Source organism: Pseudomonas frederiksbergensis, from assembly GCF_001874645.1.
Taxonomy (GTDB): Bacteria; Pseudomonadota; Gammaproteobacteria; order Pseudomonadales; family Pseudomonadaceae; genus Aquipseudomonas; species Aquipseudomonas frederiksbergensis_B.
Genome location: NZ_CP017886.1, coordinates 1,510,156 through 1,524,028, shown reverse-complemented (window position 1 = coordinate 1,524,028; position 13,873 = coordinate 1,510,156). Strand labels below are relative to the sequence as shown.

14 protein-coding genes are annotated in these 13,873 nt (G+C 59.4%); 8 read left to right on the top strand and 6 right to left on the bottom strand.

The annotated features are described in order from the left end of the window. The first annotated feature begins 224 nt into the window (after window positions 1-224). Both emhR and BLL42_RS07635 read left to right on the top strand, forming a co-directional pair. Window positions 225-857 carry an efflux system transcriptional repressor EmhR gene (gene emhR, locus BLL42_RS07640; protein WP_071551503.1) on the top strand — a complete coding sequence of 211 codons (633 nt, stop codon included), beginning with the start codon at window positions 225-227 and terminating at the stop codon, window positions 855-857. Between the two features lie 162 nt (window positions 858-1,019). Beyond that, window positions 1,020-1,904, top strand: coding sequence for a DMT family transporter (locus tag BLL42_RS07635; RefSeq protein ID WP_071551502.1), 885 nt, complete (start codon window positions 1,020-1,022; stop codon window positions 1,902-1,904). Window positions 1,905-1,975: 71 nt separating this feature from the next. Here the strand turns inward: BLL42_RS07635 and BLL42_RS07630 are convergent, their stop codons facing one another. From BLL42_RS07630 to BLL42_RS07620, 3 genes are read right to left on the bottom strand one after another with little or no spacing between them, the layout of a single operon-like run. Next, on the bottom strand, window positions 1,976-3,025 hold the full coding sequence (locus BLL42_RS07630) for an alkene reductase (RefSeq protein ID WP_071551501.1): 1,050 nt from the start codon (window positions 3,023-3,025) through the stop codon (window positions 1,976-1,978). 15 nt (window positions 3,026-3,040) lie between these two features. Beyond that, entirely contained in the window at window positions 3,041-4,213 is a 1,173-nt protein-coding gene (locus BLL42_RS07625) for an MFS transporter (protein ID WP_071551500.1), read from the bottom strand. A gap of 34 nt (window positions 4,214-4,247) precedes the next feature. After that, complete coding sequence (locus tag BLL42_RS07620; protein WP_071551499.1) at window positions 4,248-4,553, bottom strand: ArsR/SmtB family transcription factor; 306 nt, start codon at window positions 4,551-4,553, stop codon at window positions 4,248-4,250. Between the two features lie 154 nt (window positions 4,554-4,707). Here BLL42_RS07620 and BLL42_RS07615 point away from each other — a divergent pair, with 154 nt between their 5' ends. Beyond that, on the top strand, window positions 4,708-5,280 hold the full coding sequence (locus BLL42_RS07615; protein WP_071551498.1) for an acyl carrier protein phosphodiesterase: 573 nt from the start codon (window positions 4,708-4,710) through the stop codon (window positions 5,278-5,280). A gap of 87 nt (window positions 5,281-5,367) precedes the next feature. Here the strand turns inward: BLL42_RS07615 and BLL42_RS07610 are convergent, their stop codons facing one another. Beyond that, window positions 5,368-6,162: a lysophospholipid acyltransferase family protein gene (locus BLL42_RS07610; protein WP_071551497.1), complete on the bottom strand. Its 795-nt coding sequence runs from the start codon at window positions 6,160-6,162 to the stop codon at window positions 5,368-5,370. After that, window positions 6,162-6,917, bottom strand: a complete 756-nt coding sequence (gene olsB, locus BLL42_RS07605; RefSeq protein WP_071551496.1) for an L-ornithine N(alpha)-acyltransferase — start codon at window positions 6,915-6,917, stop codon at window positions 6,162-6,164. Before olsB ends, BLL42_RS07610 begins: the two co-directional genes overlap by 1 nt. A 140-nt stretch (window positions 6,918-7,057) precedes the next feature. On the opposite strand from olsB, the gene BLL42_RS07600 reads away from it, so the two are divergent. From BLL42_RS07600 to BLL42_RS07580, 5 genes are all read left to right on the top strand, one after another. Continuing rightward, window positions 7,058-7,939, top strand: a complete 882-nt coding sequence (locus BLL42_RS07600; RefSeq protein WP_071551495.1) for an acyl-CoA dehydrogenase family protein — start codon at window positions 7,058-7,060, stop codon at window positions 7,937-7,939. A gap of 80 nt (window positions 7,940-8,019) precedes the next feature. Further along, complete coding sequence (locus BLL42_RS07595; protein WP_071551494.1) at window positions 8,020-9,114, top strand: serine hydrolase domain-containing protein; 1,095 nt, start codon at window positions 8,020-8,022, stop codon at window positions 9,112-9,114. Further along, window positions 9,111-9,437 (top strand): amidase, encoded by a 327-nt coding sequence (locus BLL42_RS07590; protein WP_071551493.1) that lies wholly within the window; start codon window positions 9,111-9,113, stop codon window positions 9,435-9,437. Before BLL42_RS07595 ends, BLL42_RS07590 begins: the two co-directional genes overlap by 4 nt. A gap of 84 nt (window positions 9,438-9,521) precedes the next feature. Continuing rightward, entirely contained in the window at window positions 9,522-10,112 is a 591-nt protein-coding gene (locus tag BLL42_RS07585) for a YceI family protein (protein ID WP_071551492.1), read from the top strand. A gap of 1 nt (window position 10,113) precedes the next feature. Next, a complete protein-coding gene (locus tag BLL42_RS07580) occupies window positions 10,114-11,271 on the top strand; it encodes a phospholipase D-like domain-containing protein (protein ID WP_071551491.1) in 1,158 nt (385 codons plus the stop codon). A gap of 97 nt (window positions 11,272-11,368) precedes the next feature. On the opposite strand, the gene bglX is transcribed toward BLL42_RS07580, so the two are convergent. Beyond that, complete coding sequence (bglX, locus tag BLL42_RS07575; protein WP_071551490.1) at window positions 11,369-13,660, bottom strand: beta-glucosidase BglX; 2,292 nt, start codon at window positions 13,658-13,660, stop codon at window positions 11,369-11,371. Window positions 13,661-13,873: the final 213 nt, after the last annotated feature.

Genomic DNA, 13,873 nt, shown 5'->3' with positions numbered 1-13,873 from the left:
TGGAAAGGTAAAAAAACTGTGCTGGGTGGATAAGTAGCTTGCTAAGGAATATACTTACGTTCATGGTTGTTTGTAAATAGCTTGGCTGAGTACCAACCCGGTTACAAAAGTCGAGGCAAGGCGTGAATTGTAGGCCGGGGACGAGACTCCAGAGAGCTCGCCCCACATTTGTTCAGACGGTGTGCAGACATCGCTGAAGCATTCCTGATTGAGGTTTTACTGCCATGGTCCGTCGCACCAAAGAGGAAGCTCAAGAAACCCGTAGCCAGATACTCGAAGCGGCAGAAAAAGCCTTTTACGAAAGGGGCGTGGCGCGCACGACACTGGCGGACATTGCTACCCTGGCCGGTGTTACGCGTGGGGCCATCTACTGGCATTTCAGCAATAAGGCCGATCTGGTTCAGGCCATGCTCGACAGCTTGCATGAGCCGCTGGATGAAATGGCCAGGGCGAGCGAAAGTGAAGAGGAAGAGGATCCGCTGGGATGCATGCGCAAACTGCTGATTCATTTGTTTCATCAAGTTGCCCTGGACCCGAAGACCCGACGCATCAATGAGATTCTGTTCCACAAGTGCGAATTCACTGATGAAATGTGTGATCTGCGCCAGCAGCGCCGCACCGTCAGTCTGGAGTGCAATGTGCGTATCGAACTGGCATTGCGTAACGCGGTGAAACGGGGTCAGTTGCCGGATAATCTCGACACGGCCCGCGCTGCGATCAGCATTCATGCCTATGTTGACGGCATCCTGTATCAGTGGCTGCTCGCTCCCGACAGCTTTCAGCTACACACTGAAGCCGCGCGCTGGGTCGACACGGGTCTGGACATGCTGCGCTTGAGCCCCAGCTTGCGTCATTAAGACAACATGCGTAATTGAGTCCAGTTGTGTCAACACTTAAGGCGAGCGAAGATCCTGTCTTCGTTCACCTTGTTGCGATGGGGTGCTTTTATATACGCACGCTCGCCAAGTTGATAGATAGCGAGCTACGTATTTTGTAGGGAATTTGTTGCGGGTTTGTGAATGAGTGTGAGTAACCCGATTTTCAAAGGCACGGAACAGCCCATCAAAGGCATTGCGTTGATTTGTCTGGCGGTATTGTTGTTCGCCAGTCATGACACGTTGTCCAAATACCTGTCAGGTTTTTATCCCATCGTCATGGTGGTCTGGGCCCGTTATGTGGTGCACACGCTACTGATGTTGGTGATCTTCGTGCCGCGCAGTGGTTTTTCTGCGGTGGTGCGCACCAAGCGCCCGGGGCTACAATTGCTTCGTGGGTTGTGCCTGATCGGCACCAGTCTGTTTTTTACCACCGGGCTGCGCTACATCCCGTTGGCGGAAGCTACGGCCGTTACGTTTCTCGCCCCTTTGTTAGTGACCGCGCTTTCTGTGCCGTTTTTGGGTGAGCGCGTCACTCGTAATCAATGGCTGGCGGTGCTCGCCGGTTTTGTCGGGGTGCTGATTGTGGTACGTCCAGGCGGAGCGTTGTTCACCCCGGCGATGTTGCTACCGATGTGCTCGGCGTTGTGTTTCGGTTTCTATCAATTGCTGACCCGCAAACTCAGCGGCATTGACAGTCCGACCACCAGCAACTTCCTCACCGGTATTCTCAACAGCCTGATCATGAGTGCATTGCTGCCATTTTTCTGGAGCACGCCGACGTTGACGCACGCCGCGTTCATGCTCGGATTGGGGACTTGCGGCATGTTCGGCCACTTGCTACTGACCCAGGCGTACCGTCACGCGGCACCGGCGATGCTGGCGCCGTTCAGTTACGGGCAGATTCTGTTCGCCGGGATGTACGGCTACCTGATCTTCGGCCATACACCGGATAGCGCCGCAATTGCCGGGATCGCGGTTATTTGCTTGAGCGGTCTGGCGGTGGCGTGGGGGCAGCGCAAGCGCTAGCCCTGAAATGATCACACTGCAAAAAGCCCCGACTCGCGAGAGTCGGGGCTTTTGTTTTTAGCGCGATTTACTTACAACGTCGGATAGTCGATGTAACCGACCGGGCCTTTGCCGTAGAACGTTTCAGGGCGCGCTTCGTTGAGCGGTGCATCGGCTTTCAGGCGTGCCGGCAGGTCCGGGTTGGCAATGAACGGTACGCCGAAGGCGACCGCATCGGCCTTGCCGCTGGCGAGCCAGGCGTTGGCGCTGTCCTTGGTGAAGCGTTCGTTGGCAATGTACGGGCCACCGAAGGCTTCTTTCAGTTGTGGGCCGAGGCTGTCGCCGGCTTCTTTCTCACGGGAGCAAATGAACGCGATGCCGCGTTTACCCAGTTCGCGAGCGACGTAGGTAAAGGTCTCGGCCAGGTTGTCGTCACCCATGTCGTGGGAGTCGGCGCGTGGTGCCAGGTGCACACCGACGCGACCTGCGCCCCAGACTTCGATCGCTGCGTCAGTCACTTCCAGCAACAGGCGGGCACGGTTTTCCAGGGAGCCACCGTAATTGTCGGTGCGCTGGTTGGTGCTGCTTTGCAGGAATTGGTCGAGCAGGTAGCCGTTGGCGCCGTGGATTTCCACGCCGTCAAAACCGGCCGCTTTGGCGTTTTCCGCACCGACGCGGTAAGCGTCGATGATGTCGGCGATTTCAGCGGTTTCCAGTGCGCGCGGCGTTGGGTAGTCGGCCAATGGACGAACCAGGCTGACATGACCTTTTGGCGCAATGGCGCTCGGTGCAACCGGCGCTTCGCCGTTCAGGTAGGACGGGTGGGAAACCCGGCCAACGTGCCACAGTTGCAGAACAATCTTGCCGCCGGCGCCGTGGACCGCTTTGGTCACGTTGCTCCAGCCACGCACCTGGTCGTTGGACCAGATGCCGGGGGTGTCCGGGTAGCCGACACCCATCGGCGCGACCGAAGTGGCTTCGCTGAGGATCAGGCCAGCAGAAGCGCGCTGCACGTAGTATTCAGCCATCAGCGCGTTTGGCACACGACCTTCGTCGGCGCGGCAGCGGGTCAATGGCGCCATGATGATGCGGTTCGCCAGTTGCAGGTCGCCCAGTGTGATCGGATCGAAAATAGTCGTCATGAGATACAACCCTCGTTAATGATCAGTGATAGCAGGAGCCAGCTCGGCATTGCCGCTCTGACGGAAAGTAATCAAGGTCACCAGCAGCGCCAGGATCGCCAGCACAGCGGCCGCGAGAGGCACGCTGGTCAGGCCGAAACCGTGGGCGATGACGCTGCCGCCGACCCAGGCACCGAGTGCGTTGCCGACATTGAAAGCGCCGATGTTCAGGGTCGACACCAGGTTCGGTGCTGCCTTGCCGAAGGTCACTACATTCACTTGCAGGGCGGGTACGGCGGCAAAGCACGCGGTGGCCCAGAGGAACAGCGTGATTTCGGTCGGGATCAATGCAACGCTGGTCCAGGTCAGCACGGTGGAGACCACCGCCATGGTGATGAACACGCCGATCAGCGTCGTCGCCATGCTTTTGTCAGCCAGCTTGCCGCCGATGATGTTGCCGACCGTCAGGCCCAGCCCGATGAGCATCAGGCTCCAGGTCACGCCGCGTGGCGAGACACCGGTGACTTCGCCCAACAGCGGTGCGACATAGGTGAACAAGGTGAAGACCGACGCGGCGAACAATGCGGTCATGCTTAGCGACAGCCAGATCCCGGCGCCTTTGAGGGCCGCCAGTTCGGCGCGCATGTCGAGTTTTTCTTCGTCACGTTTGGCCGGCAGGAAACGGATCAGGCCGATCAGCGCAATCACACCGATCACGGTCACCGCCCAGAAGGTCGAACGCCAGCCGGCTTCCTGGCCGAGCGCGGTACCCAGCGGCACACCGAGTACGTTGGCCAGGGTCAGGCCGGTGAACATCAGGGCCACGGCCGAAGCGCGCTTGTTGGCCGGAACCAGACCCGCAGCGACCACCGAACCGATACCAAAGAATGCGCCGTGGCAAAGGGCAGTCACCACACGGGCAAACATCAGCACGTTGTAGTCACCGGCCAGGGCGCAGAGCAGGTTGCCGATGATGAAAATGCCCATCAACGCAACCAAAGCAGCCTTGCGCGGCAGTCTGGCGGTGGCCAGTGCCATGAACGGCGCACCGATGGCCACGCCCAGGGCGTAACCAGTCACCAACCAGCCGGCACCGGGGATCGACACGCCGAGGTCGGTCGCCACATCGGGCAGCAAGCCCATGATGACGAACTCGGTGGTGCCGATGGCAAAGGCGCTCAGGGCCAGAATGAGTAGCGAGAGGGGCATTGTCGATTCCTTATCGGCGTACTGACGTAAAGGGTCAGAGCTCTTTGCTGAAGCTGCGGAGGAATTCCTGAATGGTTTCCTCGTTGCGTTTGAAAAAATGCCACTGGCCGACTTTACGGCTGCTGATCAGGCCGGCGCGTTGCAGGGTCGCCAGATGGGCAGAAACAGTGGACTGCGACAAACCGCAACGTTGATCGATCTGTCCGGCGCAGACGCCGTGCTCGTTGCTGTGGGATTGGTCGGGGAATTCGACGGTCGGGTCTTTGAGCCAGTGCAGGATTTCTCGCCGTACCGGGTGCGCCAGGGCTTTTATTATTTCGTCGAGGTCAATGGTGGACATGGCAGTGCTCGGGTTGGGTAAAACGTTATATCGCGATGAGGCGAACTTTAAATCGGTATTTCGCGATATACAAATATGATTTTGGTCTGAGGTCAGCCAAAATCGGTATATCGAGTTATAACGATATGAATGGCGCAGTGCTAAGCTACGCGTCATGAACTATCTCGCACATCTTCATCTCGGTGGCCAGCGTCCCGGTCAATTGCTCGGCAGTTTGTATGGCGATTTCGTCAAAGGTCGGCTGCAAGGGCAATTCAATCCGGAGATCGAAGCGGCCATTCAGCTGCATCGCAGCATCGACGTGTTTACCGACCGCCATCCGTTAGTCGACCTGGCGTTGTCGCGATTTACGCTAACGCGACGACGGTATGCCGGCATCGTGCTCGATGTGTTTTTCGACCATTGCCTGGCGCGGGACTGGACACTTTACGCTGACCAGCCGCTGGAACAGTTCACTTCGGATGTGTACCGGGTGCTCGCTGCCGAACCGCAGCTGCCAGGACGACTGGCGCAGATTGCCCCGCACATGGCAACGAATGACTGGCTCGGTTCTTATCGCGAATTTGCGGTGCTGGACCAAGTGCTGCGGGGGATTTCACGGCGCCTGTCGCGGCCTGAAGAACTGGCCGCCGCGATGGCGGATCTGGAGCGATTGTATGAACCGTTGAGTGATGATTTCCGGTTGTTCTATCCGCAGTTGCAGGATTTTGCGGGGCGGCGGTTGTAGATCAGGTCAAAAGATCGCAGCCTGCGGCAGCTCCTACAGTGGGAACGTGTACACCCTGTAGGAGTTGCCGCAGGCTGCGATCTTTTTTCAGGCGGCGATCAATTCGCCGGCACGCCGCGGTTCGACAGGTTGAGCCACGTCGCCAAACAACGCCTTCTGCACCGCTTGCTGAGCCGCAAAGGCCAGCGCTGCGCGTTCCTGGCCGTGGCAGGCAATCGGTTTGAGCAGATGGATCTCGACGTCGCCCTGATCGTTGGCGAACAAGCGCATCAAGTGAGAGAGCAAGTCGTCATCACCAATGAACGGTGCAAGCGGGTCGATCTGACCGTCGCGCAGATAACGAACGGCCACCGGTTGCAGCGCCACGTCTGCGTCGATGGCTGCGGACAACAAGCGACCGTGAAAGGTGCGCAACGAACGGCCATCGGTGGTGGTGCCTTCCGGGAACATCAGTAACGGATGGGCTTGCTCCAGGTGGCGGCTCATCTGCTTGCGGATCAGTTGGCTGTCACCCGAACCTCGACGAATGAACAGGCTGCCAGCCTTGGCCGCGAGCCAGCCGGCGACCGGCCAGGTGCGCACTTCGGCCTTGGACAGGAAAGACAAGGGCGTGAGCATGCCCAATAACGGAATGTCGGTCCAGGACACATGGTTGCTGACCCAGAGCATCGGCTTTTGCGGCAGTTCGCCGTGGACTGTCACGCGAAAGGGCAGGGCGTTGCTCAGCCGCGTCATGAAAAACCGCGACCAGCGTTGGCGCCGCACCATCGAGTTGGCAATACCCATGCGCTCGAACAGCCCGAACACGCTGGCCATGCTCAAGCCCAGTGCGACCACCAGCAGCACTCGCGCGATCCGCGCGTACACCCGCAGCCGGCTCATCAGACTGCTGCCTTGAAGTGTTTGGCATAACGCGGGCACAGCTCGTCGCGTTTAAGCAGGATGAACACGTCGGCGACCTGGAAGTCTTCGTCCCAGCACGGCTCGCCACAGATCTTCGCACCCAGACGCATGTAGGCCTTGAGCAGCGGCGGCATTTCTGCGATCACGTTGGACGGAATGTCGAGGGCCGGCAGCGGTTTCTTCGGTTCGGCGCGCAGGTGTTCGGTGCACAGATACCGTTCACGCAAGCGCTGCATGATCGCCTGGGCCTGAATCCCGCCGTCCTGCATCGGGATGCTCGCGCAACCCATCAGGTAGCTGTAGCCGCCCTGATTCAGCACTTCGGCCAGCTCGCCCCAGAGCACGGCGATGGTGCCGCCGTTGCGGTAGGCCGGGTCGACGCAGGTGCGACCGATTTCCAGGATGGGACCTTGCAGATGTAACAGGCCGTGCAGGCTGAATTCTTCTTCGCTGTAGAAACGCCCCAGGCTGCTGGCGGCCTGGTGGTCGAGCAAACGCGTCGTCGCGACCAGGCGTCCGGTATTCAAATCACGCACGCCAATGTGGGCGCAATGAACATCATAGTCATCCATGTCCAGACCTAACTCTGCGCCTTTGAGCTTGGCGTTGAACTCGCCGCTGAACACGTTGAAGCGCAGGGCCTGGGCTTCCTGCAACGCCTCGGCGCCGATCAGGCGTTCGGCTTGCAGGCGGCGTTCATTGCCGGTGTCGCTGATGCGGGCGAGCTGAGTCATTGCGAATCTCCGTACGGGCTGCTCACCCGTCTTGGGTTGCAGTCGATCGACTTTGTTGTGCAAAGTCAGGCTATGTAGCCCCGGTGTCATCGCCATGAAGCTTTGGTGATGCTTGTGTGACAGCCCTTGAGGACCCGTTTATGCCTTGGCAAGCCTTGTTGAACTGCGACCAGCGTCAGCTCGAAAACCCTGACCTGGCAGAGGGATATGCGACGTTGCTGCATGTGTTGGGTACAGTGACGCCGTTCGAGTTGGCGGTGCGCGGCGGGCGGATGATGGCAACGCCGGGGTTGGCCTTTCTGGTGGGTTACCAGGCTGCGTTGCGCATGTTGTGGCCCAGCGCGCCGCCGAGCCTGGGGGCATTGTGTGCGACCGAACAGCGCAGCCTGCGCCCGGCAGACATGCAAACCCGTCTCACAGATCTTCGCTTGAGCGGGCGCAAGGATTTCGTCACCGCGGGTGATGCGGCGGGCTGGTTGCTGATTGCTGCGCGCAGCGAAGAGCAGGGCCAGTCACCGCGTTTGAGTCTGGCGGTGGTTTATCCCGGCGAACCCGGCGTACGGGTTGAAAAACTTCCGGCCATTGCGTTGATGCCGGACATCAGTCACGGTCGGCTGTTTCTTGACAACGCGCTGTGTGAATTGCTCGCTGGAGATGGCTGGGACGCGTATGTCAAACCGTTCCGCACCCTTGAAGACATCTATGTACTGAGCGCCATGAGTGCCTGGTTGTACGGTGTCGGTCGGGACAGCGACTGGCCACAAAGCCTTCAACTGAAATTGCTGGCGTTGCTGGCGGGGTGTGCGGAAGCCAGCCGCCAACCGCCGAACAGCAGTGTCGGGCATGTGTTGCTGGGCGGACTGTTTGCGCAGTTTGATGGGCTCAAGGCGTCGCTTTATGAAGCCTTTGCCGACGGGCCGCCGCCATGGGCGGCGTTGTGGACGCGCGATCAGACGGTGCTGGAGCTGGCGGCGGGGGCGCGGGCCAAACGGTTGGCCAAGGCGTTGGCGGGATCTATGTAATCGCTGGTTTTGGTATTCACATTCGAAACCGTCATCTGCCTCGACTACGCTCAGAGGGTTAATCCCTCCGAGTGACTGCCGTGTTCAAACGCCTGTTGCTGCTGTTGATGTTGCTGGTCAGCCTTCCGGTTCTGGCGGAAAACTGGCCCACCGAGCAATGGTCGTCTGGCCCGAAAATCACCGGCCCGCAGCTTCAGGCATTGGAGAATTACGCCTTTGCGCCGCGTGATGACGTCAGCCGTAAAGGCGTTCGTACCGATGCCTTGCTGGTGATTCGTGACGGGCAATTGATCTACGAACGCTACGCTGGTCCAACGACGGCCGACACTGCGCACCTGACCTGGTCCGTCAGTAAAAGCCTGATAGCCACGGTGCTGGGCGTGGCCTATGGTGAAGGCTTGTTCAAATTGCAGGACCCGGCAGCGAATTTTTACCCACCCTTGCAGAGCCATCCGAATGTTTCCATCGCCGATCTGCTGCACTGGGCCTCGGGGCTGGACTGGCAGGAAAGTTATGAATATGCGCCGCTGAATTCTTCGGTGGTGGCGATGCTCTACACCCATGGACGCCAGGACATTGCCGCATTCGCCGCCGACCATGGCGAGTTCAGCCTGCCGGGCGAGGCGTTCCGTTACTCCAGCGGTGACAGCAATCTATTGTCCGCAACGCTGAAGACCATGGTCGGTGCGCAGCGCTACGCCGACTATCCATGGACCGCGTTGTTCGGCCCCTTGGGGATTCGCAGTGCGGTTTGGGAAACCGATGCGACGGGGACATTTGTTGCCTCCTCCTATGCCTATATGACGGCTCGCGATCTGGCGCGGATCGGCCTGTTGATGCAACGCGACGGTCGCTGGGGTAACCGGCAGTTGCTGCCAAAGGACTGGGTCGAGTTCAACCGCCAACCGTTCAATCGCTTCAAAGCCAATCAGGATGAAGCCGTTCCCGGGGGACATTGGTGGCTCAATCGTGCGGTCGACGGTGCGGAGAGACCCTGGGAGGACGCCCCTGATGACACCTTTGCCGCCCTCGGCCATTGGGGGCAGGCGTTGTATGTGATGCCCAGCGAGAAACTGGTGATCGTGCGCTATGGCGATGATCGCGACGGCAGCTACCAGCACAACGAATTGCTCAGACTGGCACTGGCGGCATTCGCGCAGAAGGTGCAGCCATGAATTTCGGTGTTATTCGCCGTCGACCACGGCTCAGCGTGTTGCTGTTGTTGATCGCCGTGTTGCTCGGCTGGGTCTGGCAGGAGCGGGTCGCGTTGTGGGCATTTCCAGACATCATTAGCGCCTACACCGCCAAGGAATATTGCTCGTGCCGTTATGTCGAGAACAACCCGGCGGATTATTGCCAGGCCTATGTGAAGCAGTACGTGCCCATCAGCGGTTTTCTCGATGACGCCCCAAACAAGCGTGTGACGGCCAGCGGCATGGGACGCAGCCATACCGCTGTATGGCTCGGTGCCCGTCAGGGTTGCCGCTTGACTCCGTAGGCGGTGGTCTTTTGCCCTGCGCGGTTTGCAAGCGCGTTCACTCAGGCTAAGGTTCGGCTCAGGTTTACTGACTCATGAGTGTTTATGTTCAAGCGGTTTTGCTGCACAGCCCTGGCCTTGCTGCCGTTGGCTTTCGTTACCTCGCCAGCCCACGCCGACTGGTATCTGGACGGTGAGTCTTCACGTCTTTCGTTTATCTCCACCAAGAACGCCAACCTCTCCGAAGTTCAGCGCTTTCTGGTGCTGCATGGAAAAGTCGACGCCACAGGCCAGGCGCAAGTGCAGGTCGAACTGGAGTCGGTCAATAGCGGAATCCCGCTGCGCGATGAGCGTATGCGCAAGGCGCTGTTTGAGATCAAGACGTTCCCTGAAGCACTGATCAGCGCGCAGATCGATTTGCGGCCGATCAAGGATCTGGCCTCCGGCGCGCAACTCGAATTGCGTTTGCCACTGACGGTCAGCCTTCACGGTAAAGAGCACGCTTACAACGCCGAGTTGCTGGCGACACGGCTCGATGATCGGCGCTTTCAAGTGGTGACCCTGGAGCCGCTGGTGCTCAATGCTGCGGATTTCGATCTGCTGCCAGGGCTGGAAAGCCTGCGTACCGTCGCCGGCCTGTCGGCCATCAGTTTGTCGGTGCCGGTGGGTGCGGTGCTGATTTTCACGGCGCGCTGACATGAAGGGTGCAGTGTTTCCGTGGCGAGAAGGCAATCGCTATGAGCTGTTGATCGACGGGCCACAGTTTTTTCCACGGATGCTGACGGCAATTGCCAGCGCGCAGGAGCAGATCGAACTGGAACTGTACCTGGTGGAGGCGGGCGCTTGCGCCGAAGCGATGGTTCAGGCGCTGGTGCAAGCCGCCGAGCGCGGTGTACGCGTGCGTTGTCTGTTCGATGACTATGGAAGCCTGGCGTTCACCCTGAGTCTGCGGCGACGCCTGATCGAGGCTGACGTGGAGCTGCGCTTCTACAATCGCCTGAGCTGGCGGCGCTGGGTGCGCAATCTTTACCGTGACCACCGCAAGTTATTGCTGGTCGATCAGACGCTGGCGGTGGTCGGCGGCACGGGTGTCACTGATGAGTTCTGGACGCCCGGCCATGACACCAGTGAATGGCATGAAGTGATGGTGGAAATCAGCGGCCCGCTGGTGCTCGACTGGCAGTTGCTGTTTGACCGTCAATGGATCGCCAACCGTCACCGTCGTGCCTGGAAACCCGCCTCACACTTCGGTTTACCGCGTTTGCCACGGGTGCCGTCGATGAGCGAAGGGATGGGCCGGGTAGCGTATGCCGACGCCAGGCAACACCGGGACATCCTGCAGTCGCTGTTTCGCGCCTTGAACAGCGGCCAGCGTCGGATCTGGCTGGCCACGCCTTACTTCCTGCCGACCTGGAAAGTCCGCCGCTCGCTGCGCAAGGCCGCCGCACGGGGCATTGATGTACGCCTGCTGCTGACCGGACCGCGCACCGATCATCCGTCGGTGCGTTACGCCGGGCATCGCTATTACCCACGCCTACTCAAGGCCGGGGTGAAGATCTTCGAATATCAGCCGTGTTTCCTGCACTTGAAAATGGTCCTGATCGATGATTGGGTGAGCATCGGCTCGTGCAATTTCGATCATTGGAATCTGCGCTTCAACCTGGAAGCCAATCTGGAAGCCCTTGATCCGGCGCTGACCCTGGCGGTGGCGGCAAGTTTCGAAAAGGACTTTGCCTTGAGTCAAAGAGTCAGTCTTGAGGAATGGCAACGCCGGCCGCTATGGCGACGGGTCAAGCAGCGGGTGTGGGGATGGGTGGATCGGGTGGTGGTGAATCTGCTGGATCGGCGGGGGTAGGTTTCAAGATCAAAAGATCGCAGCCTCCGGCAGCTCCTACAGGGTTTTGTGTACGCCTGTAGAGGCTGCCGAAGGCTGCGATCGTTGCTTTACAAGGTTAAAGCAACTCAAAGCTCTGCTGCGTCACGTCCTCGGAATCGAGGCCGATCTGCACGTTGAACTTGCCAGATTCTGCTGCGTATTTGAGCTGGGCGTTGTAGAACTTCAGGTCGTCCTCTTCGATGGTGAAGTGGATGACTTTCTGTTCGCCGGCCTTGAGCATTACCTTCTGGAAGTTTTTCAGCTCTTTGACCGGGCGGATTATCGAACCGATCACGTCCTGAATGTACAGCTGCACCACGGTTTCGCCGTCGCGCTTGCCGGTGTTTTTAACGGTCACGCTGGCGTCGATCTTGCCGGTTTTATTCAGTGTGGTCGACGACAGGGCCATGTCCGACAAGCTGAAGCTGGTGTAGCTCAGGCCGTAGCCGAATGGATACAAGGGACCCGTGGTGTCATCGAAATACTGCGAGGTGTAGTTACCCGGTTTGCCTGGGGTGAACGGGCGACCGATGCTCAGGTGGTTGTAGTAGGTCGGAATCTGCCCCACCGAACGCGGGATGCTGATCGGCAGTTTGCCGGACGGGTTGTAGTCACCGAACAGTACGTCAGCAATCGCGTTACCGCCTTCGGTGCCGGTGAACCAGGTTTCAAGGATCGCGTCAGCCTGTTCCTTCTCATCGAGAATCGTCAGCGGACGGCCGTTCATCAGCACCAGCACCAGCGGTTTACCGGTGGCTTTCAGGGCCTTGATCAGGTCGCGCTGGTTAGCCGGGATGTTCAGGTCGGTACGGCTCGAGGACTCGTGGGACATGCCGCGCGATTCACCCACCGCCGCCACGATCACATCGGACTGCTGCGCGGCTTTCACCGCTTCGTCGATCATGACCTGCGCCGAGCGCGGATCATTCACCACTTCCGGAGCGTCGAAGTTGAGGAAGTTCAGGTAGTCGAGGACTTTCTTGTCCTCGGTGATGTTGGCGCCGCGGACGTAGGTCAACTTGGCCTGATCGCCGAGGGTACGGGTCATGCCATCGAACAAGGTGACCGACTGTTCCGGTTTACCGGCGGCAGCCCAGCTGCCCATCATGTCGATCGGTGCCTTGACCAGCGGACCGACCAGAACGATTTTCGCGGTTTTCTTCAGGGGCAAGGTTTCGTTCTGGTTCTTCAGCAACACCATGCTGCGACGGGCAACGTCACGGGCTTCGGCGCGGTGCAGACGGCTGTCGGCGTAAGTGTCGGCCGGATCATCCTCGGCCTTGCCGATACGCAGGTACGGGTCTTTGAACAGGCCCATGTCGTACTTGGCGCCCAACACTTCACGCACGGCGTTGTCGATGTCGCTCTGCTGGATCTCACCGGATTTCAGCAGCCCTGGCAATTCCTTGCCGTACAGGGTGTCGTTCATGCTCATGTCGATGCCGGCCTTGATTGCCAGCTTCGCCGCTTCGCGACCGTCGCGGGCCACGCCATGCTTGATCAGCTCGAAGATCGCCCCGTGGTCACTCACCGCCAGGCCTTTGAAGCCCCATTCTTTGCGCAGCAGGTCCTGCATCAGCCACAGGTTCGCGGTGGCCGGTATGCCGTTGATCGAGTTCAGCGCAACCATCACCCCACCGGCGCCGGCATCAATGGCGGCGCGGTACGGCGGCAGGTAGTCCTGGTACATCTTCACCGGACTCATGTCGACAGTGTTGTAGTCGCGACCGCCTTCGACCGCGCCGTACAGGGCGAAGTGCTTGACGCTGGCCATGATGCTGTCGGCCGCGCTCGGGGTCTCGCCCTGATAGGCCTTGACCATCACTTTGGCAATGCGCGAGACCAGATAGGTGTCTTCACCGAAACCTTCGGAGGTGCGACCCCAACGTGGGTCGCGGGAGATGTCGACCATCGGTGCGAAGGTGATGTCGAGGCTGTCGGCCGCGGCTTCCTTGGCGGCAATGCGCCCGCTGCGGCCGATGGCGTCCATGTCCCAGCTCGAGGCCAGGGCCAGAGGGATAGGGAAAATGGTCCGGTGGCCGTGGATCACGTCATAGGCGAAGAACATCGGGATCTTCAACCGGCTGCGCATGGCCGCGTCCTGCATCGGACGGTTTTCCGGGCGAGTGATCGAGTTGAATGTGCCGCCGATGTTGCCGGCGGCGATTTCCTTGCGGATCAGCTCGCGCGGCATTTCCGGGCCGATGCTGATCAGGCGCAATTGGCCGATCTTTTCTTCCAGGGTCATCTGCTTCATCAGGTTGCTGACGAAAGCGTCCTTGTTTTCAATCGGTGCAGGCGTTGTGTCGGCCCATACCGAGTGACTGGCCAGGCCGATGGCAAGGCCCAGCAAACACAGCTTCTTCATGAATAGTTTTCTCAAAAGCCTAAACGGACGCTGTGGTTACGCGCCGGTCAGCCAAAAATTAGGGAGCGTCTGTTGTTGTTCGGGTAAATGCAGCAAACTTCTGAACGCTTTTCGCGCTGGGCATCTTTTAGCCGATTGGCTCGATGCAATCCAGTGGCGGGGCAGATTATGCCTCAGTACTTGGGGGGAGTGGTTTCAGAGGCAGCAGGTCAT

Bases quoted from the DNA above. Each gene is read 5' to 3' on its own strand.
- bglX (WP_071551490.1), bottom strand. From the start codon at position 13,660: ATGAAGAAGCTGTGTTTGCTGGGCCTTGCCATCGGCCTGGCCAGTCAC.
- emhR (WP_071551503.1), top strand. From the start codon at position 225: ATGGTCCGTCGCACCAAAGAGGAAGCTCAAGAAACCCGTAGCCAGATA.
- BLL42_RS07585 (WP_071551492.1), top strand. From the start codon at position 9,522: ATGTTCAAGCGGTTTTGCTGCACAGCCCTGGCCTTGCTGCCGTTGGCT.
- BLL42_RS07625 (WP_071551500.1), bottom strand. From the start codon at position 4,213: ATGCCCCTCTCGCTACTCATTCTGGCCCTGAGCGCCTTTGCCATCGGC.
- BLL42_RS07610 (WP_071551497.1), bottom strand. From the start codon at position 6,162: ATGAGCCGGCTGCGGGTGTACGCGCGGATCGCGCGAGTGCTGCTGGTG.
- BLL42_RS07615 (WP_071551498.1), top strand. From the start codon at position 4,708: ATGAACTATCTCGCACATCTTCATCTCGGTGGCCAGCGTCCCGGTCAA.
- BLL42_RS07590 (WP_071551493.1), top strand. From the start codon at position 9,111: ATGAATTTCGGTGTTATTCGCCGTCGACCACGGCTCAGCGTGTTGCTG.
- BLL42_RS07635 (WP_071551502.1), top strand. From the start codon at position 1,020: ATGAGTGTGAGTAACCCGATTTTCAAAGGCACGGAACAGCCCATCAAA.
- BLL42_RS07600 (WP_071551495.1), top strand. From the start codon at position 7,058: ATGCCTTGGCAAGCCTTGTTGAACTGCGACCAGCGTCAGCTCGAAAAC.
- BLL42_RS07630 (WP_071551501.1), bottom strand. From the start codon at position 3,025: ATGACGACTATTTTCGATCCGATCACACTGGGCGACCTGCAACTGGCG.
- BLL42_RS07580 (WP_071551491.1), top strand. From the start codon at position 10,114: ATGAAGGGTGCAGTGTTTCCGTGGCGAGAAGGCAATCGCTATGAGCTG.
- BLL42_RS07620 (WP_071551499.1), bottom strand. From the start codon at position 4,553: ATGTCCACCATTGACCTCGACGAAATAATAAAAGCCCTGGCGCACCCG.
- olsB (WP_071551496.1), bottom strand. From the start codon at position 6,917: ATGACTCAGCTCGCCCGCATCAGCGACACCGGCAATGAACGCCGCCTG.